19 protein-coding genes are annotated in these 18907 nt (G+C 69.9%); 14 read left to right on the top strand and 5 right to left on the bottom strand.

All coding sequences use genetic code 11. The annotated features are described in order from the left end of the window. Window positions 1-55 precede the first annotated feature (55 nt). The 8 genes from ACOYW6_RS05690 (at window position 56) to ACOYW6_RS05655 (ending at window position 9625) form a co-directional block, all read left to right on the top strand. Window positions 56-508, top strand: coding sequence for an RrF2 family transcriptional regulator (locus tag ACOYW6_RS05690; RefSeq protein WP_423142841.1), 453 nt, complete (start codon window positions 56-58; stop codon window positions 506-508). An 81-nt stretch (window positions 509-589) separates the two neighbouring features. Continuing rightward, window positions 590-760: a YezD family protein gene (locus ACOYW6_RS05685; protein WP_423142840.1), complete on the top strand. Its 171-nt coding sequence runs from the start codon at window positions 590-592 to the stop codon at window positions 758-760. 115 nt (window positions 761-875) lie between these two features. Continuing rightward, entirely contained in the window at window positions 876-3344 is a 2469-nt protein-coding gene (locus ACOYW6_RS05680; protein ID WP_423142839.1) for a TonB-dependent receptor, read from the top strand. A gap of 58 nt (window positions 3345-3402) precedes the next feature. Beyond that, a complete protein-coding gene (gene recN / locus ACOYW6_RS05675) occupies window positions 3403-5079 on the top strand; it encodes a DNA repair protein RecN (protein ID WP_423142838.1) in 1677 nt (558 codons plus the stop codon). A gap of 56 nt (window positions 5080-5135) precedes the next feature. Continuing rightward, complete coding sequence (gene ligA, locus ACOYW6_RS05670) at window positions 5136-7202, top strand: NAD-dependent DNA ligase LigA (protein ID WP_423142837.1); 2067 nt, start codon at window positions 5136-5138, stop codon at window positions 7200-7202. A 59-nt stretch (window positions 7203-7261) separates the two neighbouring features. After that, window positions 7262-7579, top strand: a complete 318-nt coding sequence (locus tag ACOYW6_RS05665) for a hypothetical protein (RefSeq protein ID WP_423142836.1) — start codon at window positions 7262-7264, stop codon at window positions 7577-7579. Between the two features lie 139 nt (window positions 7580-7718). Further along, complete coding sequence (locus tag ACOYW6_RS05660) at window positions 7719-8912, top strand: glycosyltransferase (protein WP_423142835.1); 1194 nt, start codon at window positions 7719-7721, stop codon at window positions 8910-8912. Then, window positions 8909-9625 (top strand): FkbM family methyltransferase, encoded by a 717-nt coding sequence (locus tag ACOYW6_RS05655; protein WP_423142834.1) that lies wholly within the window; start codon window positions 8909-8911, stop codon window positions 9623-9625. The genes ACOYW6_RS05660 and ACOYW6_RS05655 overlap by 4 nt, the downstream gene beginning before the upstream one ends. A 1-nt stretch (window position 9626) precedes the next feature. Here the strand turns inward: ACOYW6_RS05655 and ACOYW6_RS05650 are convergent, their stop codons facing one another. The 4 genes from ACOYW6_RS05650 to ACOYW6_RS05635 are packed head-to-tail and all read right to left on the bottom strand — an operon-like array spanning window position 9627 to window position 12142. Beyond that, window positions 9627-10538, bottom strand: a complete 912-nt coding sequence (locus ACOYW6_RS05650) for a 50S ribosomal protein L11 methyltransferase (RefSeq protein WP_423142833.1) — start codon at window positions 10536-10538, stop codon at window positions 9627-9629. After that, entirely contained in the window at window positions 10535-10948 is a 414-nt protein-coding gene (locus ACOYW6_RS05645; RefSeq protein ID WP_423142832.1) for a hypothetical protein, read from the bottom strand. Before ACOYW6_RS05645 ends, ACOYW6_RS05650 begins: the two co-directional genes overlap by 4 nt. Further along, window positions 10918-11439 (bottom strand): MBL fold metallo-hydrolase, encoded by a 522-nt coding sequence (locus ACOYW6_RS05640; RefSeq protein WP_423142831.1) that lies wholly within the window; start codon window positions 11437-11439, stop codon window positions 10918-10920. Before ACOYW6_RS05640 ends, ACOYW6_RS05645 begins: the two co-directional genes overlap by 31 nt. Continuing rightward, window positions 11429-12142, bottom strand: coding sequence for an SDR family NAD(P)-dependent oxidoreductase (locus tag ACOYW6_RS05635; protein WP_423142830.1), 714 nt, complete (start codon window positions 12140-12142; stop codon window positions 11429-11431). Before ACOYW6_RS05635 ends, ACOYW6_RS05640 begins: the two co-directional genes overlap by 11 nt. Before the next feature lie 142 nt (window positions 12143-12284). Here ACOYW6_RS05635 and sdhC point away from each other — a divergent pair, with 142 nt between their 5' ends. The 5 genes from sdhC to ACOYW6_RS05610 all read left to right on the top strand — a co-directional run bounded on the left by sdhC (window position 12285) and on the right by ACOYW6_RS05610 (window position 17083). Next, window positions 12285-12683 (top strand): succinate dehydrogenase, cytochrome b556 subunit, encoded by a 399-nt coding sequence (sdhC, locus tag ACOYW6_RS05630; protein WP_423142829.1) that lies wholly within the window; start codon window positions 12285-12287, stop codon window positions 12681-12683. 13 nt (window positions 12684-12696) lie between these two features. Further along, window positions 12697-13128: a succinate dehydrogenase, hydrophobic membrane anchor protein gene (gene sdhD / locus ACOYW6_RS05625; RefSeq protein WP_423142828.1), complete on the top strand. Its 432-nt coding sequence runs from the start codon at window positions 12697-12699 to the stop codon at window positions 13126-13128. A gap of 1 nt (window position 13129) precedes the next feature. Further along, window positions 13130-14953 carry a succinate dehydrogenase flavoprotein subunit gene (gene sdhA, locus ACOYW6_RS05620; protein ID WP_423142827.1) on the top strand — a complete coding sequence of 608 codons (1824 nt, stop codon included), beginning with the start codon at window positions 13130-13132 and terminating at the stop codon, window positions 14951-14953. A 241-nt stretch (window positions 14954-15194) separates the two neighbouring features. After that, window positions 15195-15536 carry a BlaI/MecI/CopY family transcriptional regulator gene (locus ACOYW6_RS05615; RefSeq protein ID WP_423143070.1) on the top strand — a complete coding sequence of 114 codons (342 nt, stop codon included), beginning with the start codon at window positions 15195-15197 and terminating at the stop codon, window positions 15534-15536. Continuing rightward, on the top strand, window positions 15536-17083 hold the full coding sequence (locus tag ACOYW6_RS05610; protein WP_423143069.1) for a M56 family metallopeptidase: 1548 nt from the start codon (window positions 15536-15538) through the stop codon (window positions 17081-17083). The genes ACOYW6_RS05615 and ACOYW6_RS05610 overlap by 1 nt, the downstream gene beginning before the upstream one ends. Window positions 17084-17132: 49 nt before the next feature. On the opposite strand, the gene ypfJ is transcribed toward ACOYW6_RS05610, so the two are convergent. Beyond that, the gene (gene ypfJ, locus ACOYW6_RS05605) at window positions 17133-17990 is read right to left on the bottom strand and encodes a KPN_02809 family neutral zinc metallopeptidase (RefSeq protein ID WP_423142826.1); all 858 of its coding nucleotides are present in this window, start codon (window positions 17988-17990) and stop codon (window positions 17133-17135) included. 79 nt (window positions 17991-18069) lie between these two features. On the opposite strand from ypfJ, the gene ACOYW6_RS05600 reads away from it, so the two are divergent. Continuing rightward, window positions 18070-18825 (top strand): 3-hydroxybutyrate dehydrogenase, encoded by a 756-nt coding sequence (locus ACOYW6_RS05600; protein ID WP_423142825.1) that lies wholly within the window; start codon window positions 18070-18072, stop codon window positions 18823-18825. Window positions 18826-18907: the final 82 nt, after the last annotated feature.

Genomic DNA, 18907 nt, shown 5'->3' with positions numbered 1-18907 from the left:
CCGATCATTCTACCCGGCCGGTTGACAATGGCGCGGCCACGGGTGCTATGGCGCCATGCTGTCGCAGAAGACCCGCTACACGATCCGCGCGCTTCAGCACCTCGCCGACAGGTGGCGGCAGGGGCCTGAGCGGCTCGACGCGATCGCGGCGGCGCAGAACATTCCGCGCAAGTTCCTGACCGTCATTCTTGCCGAACTGGCCCGCGACGGGATTGTCGTCTCGCACCGCGGGCGCGAAGGCGGCTACGAACTGGCGCTGCCCCCGGTCGATATCCGCTATGGGGACGTCATCCGCCTGACCCGCGGCAGCCTGGCGCTGGTGCCCTGCGCCAGCCGCAATGCGCACGAGACCTGCCAGAACTGCCTGCCCGAAAGCGAATGCCGGCTGCGCGCGCTGATGCTGACCCTGCGCGACGAGATGGCCGCCATGCTCGACCGGGTGACCCTGGCCGACGTGCTCACGCCCGAGGACGCTTACGGCAGCGACCAACAACTCGGCGCGGGATAGCCGCGCTTGGTCGCAGGCAAGCGAAAATTCGGTTGTCTACAAATTCAGTAGAGTTATCGTCGGCACCGAAAGCGAGGTGCCATGACGACCGACACCATCCTGCGTGAACCGCCACAGAAGACCGCGTCCAGCGCGTGCGTGCTCGCGGCGATCGAGCGTGCCCTTGCGGGCCTCGAATACGGCTCGCTGGCGCTGACGGTTCATGCCGGCAAGGTCGTCCAGATCGACGTCACCAACCGCACACGTTTCTAAGCGTCTCAAGCCGTTCCGGCCGGGCGGGGGCGCATGCCCGCCCGGCCGGCGCGCACCGATGCAGACCGGACCGCCGGATGCGTCCTCACTTCACCCGAAGAAGGATCGTATCCGCATGTTCCCGACTGTACGCCATGCCCTGCTGCTGTCCGCTGCCATCCTGCCCGTGCCCGCCTTCGCGCAGGACGCCACCGCGCCGCAAGCCGACGCCGCGCCTCAGGCCGCGCCGGCCGAGGCTGCCGGACCCAGCCGCGGCGACGTCATCGTCGTCACCGCGCGCCGCCGCCAGGAAACCGCGCAGGCGGTGCCGCTGGCGATCTCGGTCATTCGCGGCGATTCGATCGAGGCGACCGGCAACTTCAACGTCGTGAAGCTGCAGCAGCTGGCGCCGACGCTGCAGGTCTACACCTCCAACCCGCGCAACACCTCGGTCAACATCCGCGGGCTGGGCGTGCCCTTCGGCCTTACCAGCGACGGGTTCGAGCAGGGCGTCGGCATCTATGTCGACGACGTCTACAATGCCCGCGTCGCGGCGGCGACGTTCGACTTCCTCGACGTTGCGCAGGTCGAAGTGCTGCGCGGGCCGCAGGGCTCGCTCTATGGCAAGAACACCACCGCCGGCGCGATCGCCATCACCACCAGCCAGCCGACCTTCGATTTCGAGGGCGGGGCCGAGCTTTCGGTCGGCAACCTCGACCTCAGGCAAGGCAAGGCCTTCGTTTCGGGACCGTTGTCGGAGACGCTCGCGGCGCGCGTGGCGGTCGCCAGCACGACCCGGCGCGGTACGCTTTACAACGTCACCAGCCAGCGCTGGATCAACGAACAGGACAACTTGGGCCTGCGCGCGCAAGTGCTGTGGAAACCGGCGGGCAACCTGTCGGTCACGTTGTCGGGCGATTACAGCCGCCAGGATCCCGAATGCTGCGGCACCGTCTACGTGCGAACCGGCGCGACCCAGCGCGCGCTCAGCCGCCAGTTCGACGCTCTCGCCGCCGCGCTCGGCTACGCGCCGCCGAGCCGCAACCCCTATGACCGGCTATCCGACCTCGACGGCTCCCTCAACGCCACCAACCGCATCGGCGGGGCGTCGCTGCGCGCCAGATGGGACGTCGGCGGCGGCACCCTGACGTCGATCAGCGCGTGGCGGTTCTGGGACTGGAAGCCGGAGAACGACCGCGATTTTACCGGGCTGTCGATCGTCGCGAGATCGCAGAACCCCTCGCAGCAGAACCAGTACAGCCAGGAGCTGCGCTGGAACCACGAGGGCGCAAGGATCGACTACGTGGTCGGCCTGTTCGGCTTTCACCAGCGCGTCGACACGCAGGGCACCGAACAGCAGGGCAAGGATGCAAGCCGCTGGAGCCTGAGCGGCGCGCAGGCGAACGATCCCTCGATCCTGCGGGGCCTGACCGCCACCAACACGCAGTTCCTGAAAAGCGACAGCGCCGCGCTGTTCGGGCAGGTCAGCCTCAAGCTGGGCGACCGGCTGACGCTCCAGCCCGGCGCGCGCCTCAATTACGACCACAAGGAGGGCTATTACAGCCGCGTGGTGACGAACGGGCAGGGCCAGATGATCAGCTGCACCCCGGCGCCCCCCGCGGGCAGCGTGCTGGCGGCGCAGTGCGGCGTCTACCAGCCGCAGCAGACCAGCCCCAGCGTCAGCGCCTGGAATTTCAGTTACGACATGGGCATCAATTACAAGCTGGCGCGTGACGTGCTGCTGTACGCAAACTACGCCAAGAGCTTCAAGACGGTGGGGATCAACCAGAACGGCCTGCCGCTCAATGCCGACAACACGCCCAACCTGGCCGCCAGCACGGTCGCGCCGGAATCGGTCAACCATTACGAGATCGGGCTCAAGACCCAGTTCTGGAACCGCCGCGCTACCTTCAACCTCACCGGTTTCCGGACCGAAATCGGCAATTTCCAGGCGACGGTAAACGGCGGCCAGTTCGGCACGGTGCGCGGTTACCTTGCCAACGCGGAAAAAGTCCGCTCGCAAGGGATCGAGGCCGACTTCAAGGTTCGCCCCAGCGACCGCTTCACCGCCTATGTCAACGGTGCCTACACCGATGCCAAGTACGTGCGCTTCACCAATGCACCGTGCCCGCCGGAGCTTTCGGGCGGCACGTTCGTGGCATCGAACGGAAGCCAGCAGCCCGGCCCGGCCGGCGTGCCGGGATCGCTCAGCCCGCGCCAGTGCGACATTTCGGGCCAGGCGCTGCCGGGCGTATCGAAGTGGGCGTTCTCCTACGGCGCCGAGGTCAACCAGCCGGCGCACGTGTTCGGCAAGGACGGCCAGGCATATCTGGGGATCGACGGCAATTACCGCTCGAGCTGGAATTCCAACGCCTCGCCGTCGCGCTACACGGTCGTGGACGGCTATGCGCTGACGAACGTGCGCGCCGGTTTTCGCAGCGCCTCCGAAGGCAACCAGGGATTCGACCTGTTCGGCTGGGTCCGCAACGCCTTCGGCGTCCAGTACATCGACCTGCTGCAGGTCGCGCCGGGCAATACCGGCCTGATCGCGGGCACCCCGGGCGATCCGCGCACCTACGGGCTGACGATCAAGACGCGCTTCTAGCGCCAGGACCCTCGGGTGGTGACGGGCGCGTCGGCGCACGCTAGAACAGCGCGCGAACATGCTGACCCGCCTCTCCATCCGCAACGTCGTCCTGATCGAGGCGCTCGACCTTGCCTTCGCGCCGGGGCTGGGCGTGCTGACGGGCGAGACCGGGGCGGGCAAGTCGATCCTGCTCGATGCGCTGGGCCTGGTGCTGGGCGCGCGCGCCGAGGCGGGGCTGATCCGCGCCGGTAGCGAGGAAGCAAGCGTGACCGCGACCTTCGAGTTCGCCGCCCTGCCGCCCGCGCTGGCTGCTGCGCTGGACGAGGCCGGGGTCGAGGTCGAACGAGGTGAGCCGCTTATCGTCCGCCGCCGCCTCAAGTCCGATGGAAGCGGCGGCGTTGCCAGCCGCGCCTTCGTTTCCGACCAGCCGGTCAGCGCCGGGCTGCTGCGCGACCTGGCGCCGCTGCTGGTCGAACTGCACGGCCAGCACGACGACCGCGGGCTGGTCAACCCGCGCGGCCACCGCGCGCTGCTCGATCGCTATGCCGCTGCCGACGCCGCCGGCGTGGAAGCGGCCTGGCACGGCTTGCGCGCCGCGCGCGAGGCGGTGGAGGCAGCGCGGGCGCGGCTGACGCGCGCGTCCGAGGACCGCGACCTGCTGCTGGCGCACCTGGCCGAACTGGTCGCGCTGGCGCCCGAGGTCGGCGAGGAGGAGATCCTCGCGCTCGACCGCGCGACGATGCAGAAGGGCGAACGCCTGTCGGGCGACCTGGCCGAACTGCAGCACTTGTGGACCGGGTCCGATTCGGCGCTGGCGGGCCTGCGCGGCGCGGCGCGGCGCCTTGACCGCATCGCCGAGGAACATCCGCTGCTGACAGAGGCGCTGGCCGCGCTTGACCGCGCCGTCATCGAGGCGACCGAGGCAGAGGACCGGCTCGCCCGCGCGGCCGAGGCGCTGGTCCACGATCCCCAGACGCTCGACCGGATCGAGACCCGGCTGTTCGAGCTGCGCGCCGCCGCGCGCAAGCACGCCTGCGCGGTGGACGACCTGCCCGCGCGCATGGCCGCGATGCGCGCCGAGCTCGACGCGATCGAGGCGGGCGAGGAAGGGCTCGCCGAACTTGACGCGGCGGCCCGGCAGGCGGCCGGCGAATACCGCGCGCGCGCCGAGGCGCTTCACGCCGCGCGCGCCGCCGCGGCGCTGCGGCTCGACACGGCGGTGGCTGCCGAGCTCGCCCCGCTCAAGCTCGACGCCGCGAAGTTCCGCACCAGCGTCACCGCGCTGCCCGAGGAGCGCTGGGGTCCGCACGGCCTCGACGCGGTCGAGTTCCTGATCAGCACCAATCCCGGCGCCGACTTCGCGCCGCTGAACAAGATTGCCAGCGGCGGCGAACTGTCGCGCTTCATTCTGGCGCTGAAAGTCGCGCTGGCTGAGCAGGGCGGCGCCGCCACCGTGATCTTCGACGAAATCGACCGCGGCGTGGGCGGCGCGGTAGCCAGCGCGATCGGTGAACGCCTCTCGCGCCTGGCCGCCGCCGGGCAGCTGCTGGCGGTCACGCACAGCCCGCAGGTCGCGGCGCGGGGCGACCAGCACTACCAGATCGCCAAGTCGTCCGAAGGCGTCGTCACGCGCACTTCGGTCCACCTCCTCGACGACGCCGGCCGCAAGGAGGAAATCGCGCGAATGCTCTCCGGGGCCGACGTCACCCCCGAGGCGCGCGCGCAGGCCGACCGGCTGCTGGAGAAAGCGTGATCGCGCGGGGTATGTCGGTGGTGGCATGAGGCGCCAACGACGCTAGAACGCCGGGCATGCCCGCGAATCTGACCGAAGCCGACGCCGCCAACGAACTGATGCGGCTTGCCCGCGCCATCGCGCACCATGACCGGCTTTACCATGCCGACGACGCGCCCGAGATTTCGGACGCCGAATACGACGCGCTGGTGCGGCGCAATGCCGAGCTTGAAGCGGCGTTCCCGCACCTGGTCCGGCCCGACAGTCCAAGCCGCCAGGTCGGGCACGAGGCGGCCGCGTCGCCGCTGGCGAAGGTGCGCCATGCAGTGCGGATGATGAGTCTCGACAACGCGTTCGCCGCCGATGAGGTCGAGGAGTTCGTGGCCCGGGTGCGCCGCTTCCTGGCGTTGCCGCCCGAAGCCGAAGTGGCGATGACCGCCGAGGACAAGATCGACGGGCTGTCATGCTCGCTGACGTACGAGGGCGGCACGCTGGTCCGCGCCGCCACGCGCGGCGACGGCGAGGTGGGCGAGGACGTGACCGCCAACGCGGCGATGATCCCCGATATCCCGCAGCGGTTGCACGGTCCCGGCGTGCCGGAACTGTTCGAGATCCGCGGCGAAGTCTACATGGAAAAACAGGCGTTTGCCGCGCTCAATGCTGCACAGGAAAAGGTCGGCGGCAAGATCTTCGCCACGCCGCGCAACGCCGCCGCCGGATCGCTGCGGCAGAAGGATGCCAGCGTCACCGGCACGCGCGTGCTGCGCTTCCTGGCGCACGGCTGGGGCGCGACGAGTGCGGTGCCGGAGGAGACCCAATTCGCGATGATGCAGCGCATCGCCGCGTGGGGCGTGCCGGTCTCGCCGCAGCTTGTGCGTTGCACCCAGGTCAGCCAGCTTCTTGCGCATTATCAGGCGATTGCCGCGCAGCGAGCGGGGCTGCCCTATGACATCGACGGGGTCGTCTACAAGGTCGACCGGCTCGATTGGCAGGCGCGGCTGGGCTTCGTCGCCAAGGCGCCGCGCTGGGGGCTGGCGCACAAGTTTCCCGCCGAGCGCGCCGAGACCACGCTGGAGCGCATCGACATCCAGGTCGGCCGCACCGGCAAGCTGACGCCTGTCGGCCGGCTGTCAGGCGTGCTGGTCGGCGGCGTGACCGTGTTCAACGTGACGCTGCACAACCGCGACGAAATCGCCCGGCTGGGCCTGCGTGAGGGCGACCGCATCGTCCTGCAGCGCGCCGGCGACGTCATCCCGCAAGTGGTCGACAACCTGACTCGCGACGCCGACCGCGCCCCTTACCGGTTCCCCGATCGCTGCCCCGAATGCGACAGCGAGGCGGTGGCCGAAGAGGGCGAAGTGGACGTGCGCTGCACCGGCGGGCTGATCTGCCCGGCACAGCGGTTCGAGCGGCTGCGCCATTTCGTCAGCCGTCCGGCGCTCGATATCGAGGGGCTGGGCGAAAAGACGATTGCCGAATTCCTGGCGCTCGGCTGGCTGGATCGCGGACCCGCCGACATCTTTCGTCTCCGGCGCCACCGCGCCGACCTGGTGGGGCGCGAGGGCTGGCAGGACAAGTCTGTGGACAACCTGTTGGCGGCGATCGAGGCCAAGCGGGCGCCCGACGCCGCCCGGCTGCTGTTCGGGTTGGGTATCCGCCATGTGGGAGCGGTGACCGCGCGCGACCTGATGAAGCGCCTTGTCACCCTGCAGGCGCTGCGCGAAACCGCCGAAAGGGCCCACGCCGGCGATGCCGAGGCGTTGGCCGAACTGACCGGGATCGAGGGCGTCGGCCCGGTCGTGGTCGAGGCCCTTGGCGACTTTTTCCACGAGGCGCACAACCGCGCCAGCTGGGACGATCTTCTGAGCGAAGTCGCGCCTCCCGATTACGTGGTTGCCAGCACGGCCAGCGCGGTTACCGGCAAGACGGTGGTGTTTACCGGCGCGCTGGAAACGATGAGCCGCGACGAGGCGAAGGCCCAGGCCGAGAGGCTGGGTGCACGCGCCGCCGGTACGGTCAGCGCGAAAACCGACCTGGTGGTGGCGGGGCCGGGCGCTGGCAGCAAGCTGAAGAAGGCGGCCGACCTGGGCATCGAGGTGATCGACGAGGCCGCCTGGGCCGCGATCGTGGCGGCGGCGGGCTGAACGCGGAACCGGCGTGCCGCCCGCTCATTGTAGCCAAAACGCCCATGAGGAGTGACGCGATGCGCAAGGTACTTGTCTCCGCTTTTGGCCTGGCCGCCCCGGCGCTGGTCCTGTCCGCCTGTTCGCAGCAGACGCAGGACGCTGCCGAAGCGACCGCCAGTTCCGCAGCGCAGGATGCCGCCGTCAACGCCTCGACCGCCGCACAAGTCGGCGCCGCGAAGGCCGCGGTCGCCGCCAGCCAGGGCGCGCAGGCGATCAGCACCGCCGCCAACAAGGCCGCCGGCAGCCTGAAGAACGAGGCCGACGAGGCGCGTGCAAAGGCAGCCGGAACGCCGAGCCCGACGCCCACACCGGTGCCCACTCCCGCCGCGACATGACGTTTCTTCGCAGGTGCGGCATGGACAGCGTCCCGGCCCTGCGTTAGGCCCGCCGGCGACCGTTCAGGGCAGGGGGTTGAGCCGGATCATGCGTGTGGACAGCTCCCCTCGTTGCAGCGCAGCGCGCTAAGCCGCGACCGTGCGCATCCTCCAGATCACCGCGTCGCTCGACCCCGTCCACGGCGGGCCGCCCGACGGCATCCTGCGGCTGAGCGAGGCGTGGCAGGCGCAGGGCCATACCACGTGCGTCGTCACCCTCGACCATCCCGGCGCACCGTACCTGCAGGGCCTGCCGATGCCGGTGGCGCCGATCGGCCCGGCGGGCGATCCGCAGCGGCGGCGCGGGCGCAATATCCTGGCCCGCTACCGCTATTCGCCTGCGATGGTGCCGTGGCTGCGCCAGCATCTGCCCGACTGGGGCATGGTCGTGGTGCACGGGCTGTGGAACTACGCCGCCTGGGCCGCGCAGCGCGCGTTGATCGGGGCGGGCAAGCCGGTGTTCGTGTTCCCGCACGGCTCGCTCGACCCGTGGTTCAAGGCCGCCTACCCGCTCAAGAGCGCGATCAAGCGCGCATCCTGGCTGGTCAACGAGGGGCGACTGATGAACGGCGCCGCCGCGGTGCTGTTCACCACCGGCGCCGAACGCGACCTGGCCCGAAACGTCTACACGCCCTACCACGTCCATCCCGAGGTGGTCGGCTTCGGCAGCATCGAGGCGCCGGCCTACGACGAAAGCCAGCGCGAGGCGTTCTACCGCCTGCTGCCGCAGCTGAAGGGGCGGCGTTTCATCCTGTTCCTCAGCCGCATTCACTTGAAGAAGGGCTGCGACCTGCTGATCGCTGCCTTCGCGAAGATTGCCGCGTCGCAGCCCGACCTCGACCTGCTGATCGTCGGGCCGGACGAGGATGGGCTGCAGGCCGGGCTGATGGCGCAGGCGCAGAGCCTGGGCGTGGCGGAGCGCATCCACTGGCCCGGATCGGTCTCGGGGGCGGCCAAGTGGGGTGCCTACCGCCTGGCCGAGGTCTTCGCGCTGACATCGCATTCGGAGAATTTCGGCATCGTCGTGGCCGAGGCGCTGTCGTGCAGTTTGCCGGTGCTGATTACCGACAAGGTGAACATCTGGCAGGAAGTCGCCGCTGACGGCGCCGGCCTGGTCGAGACCGATACGCAGGACGGCGCCGATGCGCTGCTGCGCCGCTGGCTGGCGCGGGACGCGGCGCAGCGCACCGCGATGGCCGCGGCGGCGCGGCGTTGTTACGAAACCCATTTCCGCATCGAGACGACCGCCGCCCGGATCGTCGAAGTCGCGCGCAAGCATGGAGCCGAGGGATGAGTGCGAAGGACAAGCTCTTCAAGCTCGCCGGGCTGGCGCGCAAGCCGGCGTTCCGCACCGCGCTGGCCCGGCACCGCGTCGCCGCCGCGATCGAGCATCTCGACGCGATCGCCTGGTGCGGCGCGCGCACGCTGGTCGACGTCGGCGCGAACAAGGGCCAGTTCTCGCTGGCGTGGCGCGGGCTGACGCCGGCCGGCAGGATTCACGCCTTCGAACCGTTGCCGAGCGCGGCGGCGCGCTTCGAGGCGGTTTTCGCCGGCGACGACACGGTCACGTTGCATCGCTGCGCGATCGGGGCCGAGCGCACGCAGGCGACATTCTTCGTCACCGACCGCGAGGACAGCTCATCGCTGCTTGAACCGGGGGCCGGGCAGAAGGAGGCTTTCGCGGTATCGGCCAAGTCGCGGATCGAGGTGCCGGTGCGCCCGCTCGAGGACGAGGTCGACCTGGCCGCGCTGGCCCACCCGGTGCTGCTCAAGATCGACGTCCAGGGCGGCGAGCTGGCGGTGCTGGGGGGCATCGGTGCGCTCGACGCGATCGATTTCATCTACGTCGAGCTGTCGTTCGTGGAGCTTTACCTCGGCCAGCCGCTGTTCGAGGATGTCCGCGCCTTCCTGGCGGCGCGCGGCTTCGTGCTGCGCGGCGTGTTCAACCAGGCCTTTACCGAGGCGTTCGGACCGACCCAGGCGGACTGCCTGTTCGTGCGCGCCTAGCTCAGCCGCGCCAGTCGCGGCGGCGGCGCAGCCACAGGATCGACCAGTCACCGTTTACCAGCCGCGCCGCCAGGCGCAGCCCGGCACGGCGGCAGGCGGCGCGCACCTGCGGCTCCTGCGTGGTCAGGAGGCCGGCCAGCAGCAGGTGGCCGCCGGGCACCATGTCGGTGGCGAAATCGGGTGCCAGCGTGATCAGCGGGCCGGCCAGGATATTGGCGATGACCAGGTCGTAAGGCCCGCGCGCGCGAAGCAGCGGGTGCGCCATGCCGTCGGCGATGACCATCGTCAGCGCCCCGGGCGCCGGCCCCATCGCCACGCCGTTGGCGGCGGCGTTTTCGGCGACCACGGGCGCGCAGACCGCGTCGATGTCGCTGGCGGTGAGCGTCGCGCGCGGCCACAGATCGAGCGCGGCGAAGGCAAGCAGCCCGGTGCCAGTGCCGACGTCGACCGCGTTGCGCACCACCACGCCGCGCGCCTTCATCGCCGTGAGCATCGCCAGGCAGCCGGCGGTGGTGGCATGCTGGCCGGTGCCGAAGGCCTGGCTGGCGGGGATGGTGAAGTCGGTCACGCCGGCGCCCGCCAGCGGCGGGTGGTCCGGCGTGTGAACGTGGAAACGCCCGGCGCGGATCGGCTCGAGGCCTTGCTGGCTCTGCGTCAGCCAGTCGGTGTCGGCCAGTTCCTCGACGACCGGCCTGGGCGCCGGGCCCGGCAGCAGCGCGGCGACCGCGGCGATCTCGGCGCGCGACGGCTTGTGCGGCAGCCACGCTTCCAGGCGCCAGTCGTCGGGCCGGTCCTCGGCAATCTCGCTGCCCGAGATGACGATGTCGCCGTTCCACTCGGGCACGTCTTCATGCGCCAGCAGCGCCGCTTCGATCACGGGACGCGGCGCTTCGAAAGTCAGCTTCCAGCTCATGATTCGGCGGCCAGCCGGGCGTCGAAGCGCATTGCGGCGGCCCACGCATAGGCCTTGCAGGCGCCGGGCGCGGCCAGCGGCGCGGTGCCGGCAAACCGTTCCCACATCGCGCTGGCGGCGGGATGCGGGGTCAGGATGAGGTCGCAGGGCAGCGCCGCGATGCGCGCCAGGCCCAGCCGCACCGCGGCGACGCGCGCGGGGTGATCCTTGAAGCGATAGCCGTCGGCGGAGATCGTCGTCGCGCTGTCGGCATAGGCGAGCGCGCGGCATTCGCCTCCGGCGCAGCTTTGCCAGGTCCAGCTGGTCGAACCCGGCGAATGTGCCGGGGTGCTGCGCGCGGTCAGCCGCAGCGGGCCGACCGCGACGATCGAACCGTCGGTCAGCACGCGGTCGATCGCCAGCGGGGCCATCGGCTTGAGCACGCCGAATTGCGGATCGTCCGCGCCTGGCCGCCCGGTGGCGGGACGCGCCGGGCGGCGGCCATGACCGCGACCCTTGCGCCGGTCGCCCGCTTCAGCGCGGGCAGTGCACCGGCATGGTCGTCATGCTCGTGGCTGAGGACGATCCACTGAATCGCGCGCGGATCGAAGCCCGCGGCGCGGATGTTGGCAAGCACGAGCGGCGCCGCTTCGGCCGGGCCGCCGTCGATCAGGACGTGGCCGCGCGGCCCGGTCACCAGCAACACGGTGATCCCGCAGGTGCCGACGTCCCAGACGTTGCCGAACACCCGCGCGGGCGGGGCGGGGTCAGCCCAGCCGTCGCGGGCCGCGCAAGCGGCGACGAGCGCGGCCGGGGTGTGCGGCGGCCGGACCGGTGCCGGCGCCGCGCCTGCAAGCGCCAGAGCGCCGGCCGCCAGCAGCGCCGACCGCAGCGCCGACCGCAGCGCCGTCCTAGCGAACATAGCTGGCGCCGTTGGCGTCAATCACCGTTCCGGTCATGCTGGGCGGGGCGTCGAGCGTGCAGAACGCGACGATGGCGGCGATCTCCTCGGGCTCGGCAACGCGGCCGAGCGGGATGTCGGCAAGCAGCGCGGCGCCGCCGCGGCTGGCCAGGTAATCGTCCGCCATCGCGGTGTCGGTGAAGCCGGGGCAGATCGCATAGCTGAGGATGCCCTGCGCGGCATAACCGCGGGCAATGGTCTTGTGCATCGCGATCATCCCGCCCTTGGCCGCGGCGTAGTGCCAGTGCGCGGGCGAATCGCCGCGGTAGCCGGCGCGGCTGGCGACGTGGACCAGCCGCCCGCCGCTATTCTGGGCCAGCCAGTGCCGCACAGCCATGCGCGACAGTTCGGCCGCCGCGGTCAGGTTGATGCGCAGCGTTTCCTCCCAGCCGTCGAGCCAGGCGAAGTCGGAGGCATCGAGCGGATTGGCGGCGAACAGCCCGGCATTGTTGACCACCGCGTCGATCCGTCCGCCACTCATTTCCAGCGCCGCGTCCCACAAGACCGCGGCGGCGCCGGGCTGGGCGAAATCGGCGCCGATCACGCCGTCGGCGTCCTTGCGGCCATGACCGATCACGCGCCAGCCGCGCGCGGTCAGCGCGGCGGTGCTGGCGGCGCCGATGCCGCGGGTCGATCCGGTGACGAGAACGGTAGGCTGGCTCATCGCGCCCTCTTGGCGAAAGCGCGCGGCGCTGTCGATACTGGCGCGCCCGCCCGCTTGCACGCCCGGCTCTTTCGATTATGGGGAGGCGCGATGCGGCGTTGCGGCCTGTGGCCCCGCCGCCTGACAAGGGAACCGCTGACGCATGGCCGATCTCGCCGCGAACCGCCGCCGACCGCTTTCGCCGCACTTGCAGGTGTGGCGCTGGAGCCCGGCGATGCTCGTCTCGATCCTGCACCGCGTCTCGGGTGACGGCATGGCGCTGGTCGGGCTGCCGGTGCTGCTGTGGTGGCTGGGCTCGATCGCGGGCGGCCCGGACAGCTACGCGGGCTTTCTCGGCCACGCGCAGGCCTGGTACGGAAAGATCGTGCTGGTGGGGCTGAGCTGGGCGTTCTTCAACCACATGCTGTCGGGCATCCGCCACCTCGTGCTCGATACCGGCGCGGGCTACGAGCTGAAGACCAACGCCATGTTCTCGGTGCTCAGCGTGATCGGCGGCGTGGTCCTGACCGCGCTGTACTGGGCCTGGCTGCTGCTGGCCTGAGGGAAGGAAGACGATGGGCAACGGAACTTCGATCGGGCGCGTGCGGGGCCTTGGCGCCGCGCACCACGGCACGCACCACTGGGTGTTGCAACGGCTGACCGCGCTGGGCAACCTGCTGCTGATGGCCTTCCTCGTCATCTCGCTGGGCGGGCTGGGCCAGTATGATTTCAAGTCCGTGATCGACTGGATCGCCCGGCCGCTGCCGGCGCTGGCGATCGCGCTGCTGGTCATCTCGGTATTCTGGCACGCGCGGCTGGGGCTGACCGTGCTGATCGAGGACTACGTCCACGAAGGCGCCAACAAGGTCGCTGCGCTCGTCCTGCTCAACATCGCCGCGTTCGGCGGGATGGCGGCAGGATTGTTCTTCATCGCGCGGATCGTCTTCGCCGCGGCCGGGGCGGAAGCCGCCGCCGGCGCCATGGCTGCCATGCAGGGAGGCCGCTGAGATGGCCGATACCAGTTCCTACAAGATCATCGACCACACCTACGACACCGTCGTCGTCGGCGCCGGCGGTTCGGGCCTGCGCGCCACGATGGGCAGCGCCGAGGCCGGGCTCCGCACCGCCTGCATCACCAAGGTGTTCCCGACCCGGTCGCACACAGTGGCGGCGCAGGGCGGCATCGCCGCGTCGCTGGGCAATAATAGCCCCGACCACTGGACCTGGCACATGTACGACACCGTCAAGGGGTCGGACTGGCTGGGCGACCAGGACGCGATCGAGTACATGGTGCGCGAGGCGCCGCAAGCGGTCTACGAGCTTGAGCACGCCGGTGTGCCGTTCAGCCGCAACGACAACGGCACCATCTATCAGCGCCCGTTCGGCGGTCACATGCAGAACATGGGCGAAGGTCCGCCGGTCCAGCGCACCTGCGCCGCGGCCGACCGCACCGGCCACGCGATGCTGCACGCGCTCTACCAGCAGAGCCTGAAGTACGACGCCGACTTCTTCATCGAATACTTCGCGATCGACCTGATCATGGAAGACGGTCCGAACGGCAAGGTTTGCCGCGGCGTGATCGCGATGTGCATGGACGACGGATCGATCCACCGCTTCCGGAGCCACGCGGTGGTGCTGGCGACCGGCGGCTATGGCCGCAGCTATTACACCGCGACCAGCGCCCACACCTGCACCGGCGACGGCGGCGGCATGGTGCTGCGCGCGGGACTGCCGCTGCAGGACATGGAGTTCGTCCAGTTCCACCCCACCGGCATCTACGGCGCGGGCGTGCTGATCACCGAGGGTGCGCGCGGCGAGGGCGGCTACCTGACCAACTCCGAGGGCGAGCGCTTCATGGAGCGCTACGCTCCCAGCGCCAAGGATCTTGCCAGCCGCGATGTCGTCAGCCGCTCGATGGCGCTGGAAATCCGCGAGGGCCGCGGCGTCGGCCCGCACAAGGACCACATCTACCTCCACCTCGACCATATCGACCCCAAGGTCCTGGCCGAGCGGCTGCCCGGTATCACCGAGAGCGGCAAGATCTTCGCCGGCGTCGACCTGACCCGCCAGCCGCTGCCGGTGGTGCCGACCGTTCACTACAACATGGGCGGCATCCCCTGTAACTACCACGGCGAGGTCGTGACCATCGGTGCCGACGGCAACCCGGAAACGGTCGTGCCGGGGCTGTTCGCGGTGGGCGAGGCGGCCTGCGTGTCGGTCCACGGCGCCAACCGCCTGGGTTCCAACTCGCTGATCGACCTGGTCGTGTTCGGGCGCGCCACCGGGCACCGCCTGAAGGAGCTGATCAAGCCGGGCACCGCTCACGCGGCGCTGCCGGCCGACAGCGCCGACCTGGCGCTGAGCCGGCTCGACCACTTCCGCAACGCCAACGGTTCCACGCCCACGGCCGAGCTTCGCCTCGAGATGCAGCGCACGATGAGCCTGCACGCCGCGGTGTTCCGCAACGACGAGCTGATGGCCGAGGGCATCGACAAGATGGCCGCGACGTATGCCAGGATGCAGGACATCAAGGTCACCGACCGCTCGCTGATCTGGAACTCGGACCTGATCGAGACGCTCGAGCTCGACAACCTGATCAGCCAGGCAAGCGTCACGCTGGCCGGTGCGCACGCGCGCAAGGAAAGCCGCGGCGCCCACGCGCACGAGGATTTCCCCGATCGCGACGATGCCAACTGGATGAAGCACAGCGCGATGTGGTTCGAAGGCTGGGGCGGCCAGGGTGGCGGCGTGAAGCTCGACTACCGCCCGGTGCACGAATACACGCTGACCGACGACGTCAGCTACATCCAGCCCAAGAAGCGCGTTTACTGAAGCCGGAGGAACGCCTGCCGAGGCAGGCGTCCGCCATCCTCGCGCGGCTTGTCTGCCGTCCATCGATCCCCGTCGTGCGCCGGTCGATAGCGTGCGCCACCATGCCCCGGCGGGTGCCAGCTTGTTCATCCGGGCTTAATGTTTACAAACGTAGTCGGTTGTCCGGAGTTCATGTCTGGAGGATGGCGTGGCGGACGATTTTCCTGTCGGCGAACGTATTACCGAGGCCGAGCACGCGGTAATGGAGGCGCTGTGGCAGCGCGCCCCGCTGGCCGCCGCCGACGTCTGCGAAGCGGTGTGCAAGCCGCGCGGGTGGACGCTTGCGACGGTCAAGACGCTGCTGTCGCGGCTGGTCGCCAAGGAGGCGGTCACCGCCGAGCCCGACGGCAAGCGCTTCCTTTATTCCCCCGCGATCGCGCGCGCCGATTACCTCGGCGGCGAATCCAAGCGGCTGGTCGACCGGCTGTTCGCCGGCCGTGCCGCGCCGCTGTTCGCGCACCTGGCCGAGGCCGAAGCGCTCAGCGATGCCGACCTCGACGAGATCGAGGCCCTGCTCAAGACGCTCAAGGGGGAGGGCCGGTGATGGCCTGGCTCCTCGACACGGTGCTGTACACCGGGGTGCTGATCGCGCTGGCGCTGGTGCTGCGCCGCCCGGTCGGGCGCGCGTTCGGGCCGGGCATGGCCTACGCGCTGTGGGCCTTTCCGTTGCTGCGCCTTTTGCTGCCGCCGCTGGTCCTGCCTGCCGCGCCGACCCCGGCGGTCGCTTTCGACACCGTCGAAACCGCCGTCGCCACGGTCGAGATGGTGGACCCGACCACGTCGTGGTGGGATGTCGCCGCCACCGGCGCGCTGATGCTGTGGGTCGGCGGCGGGCTGCTGTTCCTGGCCTGGCGCTGGGCCGGCTACGCGGTGATGCGCCGCCGGTTGCTGGCGCGGGCGCGCCCGGTGGGCGAGGCGGGCGACGTGCGCCTGGTCGAAAGCCCGTGGGTGGACAGCCCGGTCGCCTTCGGCGTGCGTGACAAGGTGGTCGCGCTGCCAGCGGGCTTCATGGCCGGCGAGGACCGGCTCGGCCGCGACCTGGCGATCGCGCACGAGCTTGAACACCACGCCGGGCGCGACCTGGCGGTAAACCTGGCGATGCAGCCGCTGCTGGCGCTGCACTGGTGCAATCCGCTGGCCTGGATGGGCTGGCGGGCGCTGCGCCGCGACCAGGAAGCCGCCTGCGATGCCCGCGTCGTGGCCGGGCGCGATGCCGCCACGCGGCTGCGCTATGCCAGCCTGATCGCCGGTTATGCGCGCAACCCCGATCGAACGTCGATCGCCGCGATGGCTTGCCCGATCTCGGGACCGTTCTGGAGCGAGAAGGCCATCGTACACCGCCTGAGGAGCCTGACCATGTCCGAACCGACCTTGCCGCGCCGCCGCGCTGGCCGCGCCTTCATCGGCCTCTGCGCGCTGGCGCTGCCCGCGACCGCATCGATCACCTATGCTGCCGTTGCGCAGGATGTTGCCCCGGCGGCGCCAGCCGCGCCCGCCGCCGTCCCGGCCGCACCGGACGCGCCCGCGCCGGTCAAGCGGATCGAGCGGATCATGGTCATCGAGCATCCCGGGCCGGGCAAGGACAAGCCGAAGTTTACGCGCACCGTCCAGCGCGGCGGCAAGACCATCGTCATCGCGTCCGACAAGGCGATCAGCGATGCCGATCTCGAGGCCAGGCTGGCCCGGATCGACGAGCAGGTGAAGGCACTTCCCGTGCCGCCCGTCCCTCCCGTTCCGGGCACGACCCGAAACGTGGTGATCCGGCGGATCGGCCCGGACGGCGCACCGATGGCCTTTGCCCTTAACGACGCCGCGAACTGCGACCACTCCGCAGATACCAGCACCACGCGCCAGGACGACGGCAACAGGATCGTCGTGCGTACGGTCGTATGCGGCAAGCCGATCGTCATGCGCTTCGACAAGCCCGATGCGCCGCGCATCCGCGCCGAGGCATTGGCCAGCGCCGCTGCCGGCGTGCGCGAGGCGCGAGCCGAGATCGCCCGCGATGCCGAGATGCCCGCCGATGTTCGCGCCCGCGTGCTGAAGCAGCTCGACGCCAAGATCGCCGAGCTGGAAAAGCGCGGCAGCTAGCACCGCCGCGGGGGGTCGCCAGATCGCGGCCGCACGATTGCGGAGCGGTCTAGGTCCTCAGGTCCGCGAAGGTATCGCAGGCGTCCTCGTTGCCGGTGTCGAGGCCCTTCTTGAGCCACTGCATCCGCTGCGCGGCGCTGCCATGCGTGAAGGCGGATTCGGGCGCGCGGCCCTTGGTCAGGACATCGTCGCCGATCTGGTGCGCCGCATTGAGGCCGCTTTCCATGTCACCCGGCTCCAGCCGGTCGCGGTTCTTGGCGGCCCACACCCCGGCGTAGCAATCGGCCTGGAGCTCGAGCCTGACCGACAGGTCGTTGGCACGGTCGGGGTTCTGCTGCTGCGCGCTGCGGATCTGGTCCGACAGGCCGGTCAGGTTCTGGACGTGGTGGCCGTATTCGTGCGCGATCACGTAATCGCGCGCGAACTGGCCAGTGGCGCCCAGTTCCTGGTCCATTTGCTTGTAGAACTCGGTGTCGAGGTAGATGCCCTGGTCCTCGGGGCAGTAGAACGGCCCCATCGCGCTTTGCGCGGTGCCGCAGCCGGACCGGCCCATGCGCGAATAGAAGTGCAGCGTCGGGTCGGCGAACTTGATGTTGGCCTGCGCGAACAGCGGTGCCCAGGTCTTGTTGAGCGAGGCGAGCGCATCGCAGCTTTCCTTGCTGAGCGCGTCGACCCGGCAACTTTCGCTGACGTTCGTGCCGCCGCTGGTGGCGACCGGGCCGCTGCTCTGTGCCCCGTTGATCGTGCTGAGCGTGCTCATCGGGTCGGCCCCGAACACGAAATAGGCGATCGCGGCGATGACGATCGAACCGCAGCCGATCTTGCCGCCCGCTCCCCCGATCGACATGCCACTGCCGCGCTGGTCATCGACCTTGATGGCATTGGGATCGAAATCGTCGAGCCGCATCGCGGAACCTCCTCTGGACTTACGCGCCCGGCGCGGCGATGGCGCGGGGATTGAAGGCAACAATGACGGGATCGGCGGAATGTTTCTCGAAGGCAAGCGGGCACTGGTTACCGGGTCGACGTCGGGCATCGGGCTGGCAATCGCGCGGGCGCTGCGCGCCGAGGGCGCGCTGGTCACGCTGTCGGGATTTGGCGACGCGGAAACCATCGCGGCGCTGAAGGACGAGCTATCCGCCCCGCACATTGCCGCCGACCTCTCCACCCGCGCCGGGGTCGAGGAGATGATGGGCGCCGCCGGCCCGGTCGACATCCTGGTGAACAACGCGGGGATGCAGCACGTCGCCCCCGTCGAATCGTTTCCGGTGGAGATGTGGGACAAGATCATCGCCCTCAACCTGACGTCGGCGTTCGACGCCTGCCGGATGGCGATCCCGCACATGAAGGCGGGCGGATGGGGCCGCATCATCAACATCGCCAGCGCCCACTCGCTGCGCGCGTCCCCGTTCAAGAGCGCCTATGTCGCCGCCAAGCACGGGCTTTACGGTTTCACCAAGACCCTGGCGCTGGAACTGGCGACCAGCGGGGTGACCGCCAACTGCATCAGCCCGGGTTACGTGTGGACACCGCTGGTCGAAAACCAGATTCCCGACACGATGGCCGCGCGCGGGCTCACGCGCGAGCAGGTGATGAACGACGTGCTGCTGGCCAAGCAGCCGACCAAGCGCTTCGTCCAGGTCGAGGAAGTGGCCGCTACCGCCGTGTTCCTGTGCCGTGACGAGGCCGGCAACATGACCGGCGCCAACCTTTCGATCGACGGCGGCTGGACCGCCGAATAACCCCCCGGCACGACGCGGCTTTTTTCGTCGCAAGGGGGTTCGCGCGGCTGCCGCGCTCCCCTATGGTCGAACGATGAGCCGG

Origin of the sequence: Parablastomonas sp. CN1-191, from assembly GCF_049354825.1 — a bacterium.
GTDB lineage: Bacteria > Pseudomonadota > Alphaproteobacteria > Sphingomonadales > Sphingomonadaceae > Novosphingobium.
The sequence above is the reverse complement of the archived record's forward strand: the minus strand, read 5'-3'. Positions and strand labels throughout refer to the sequence as shown.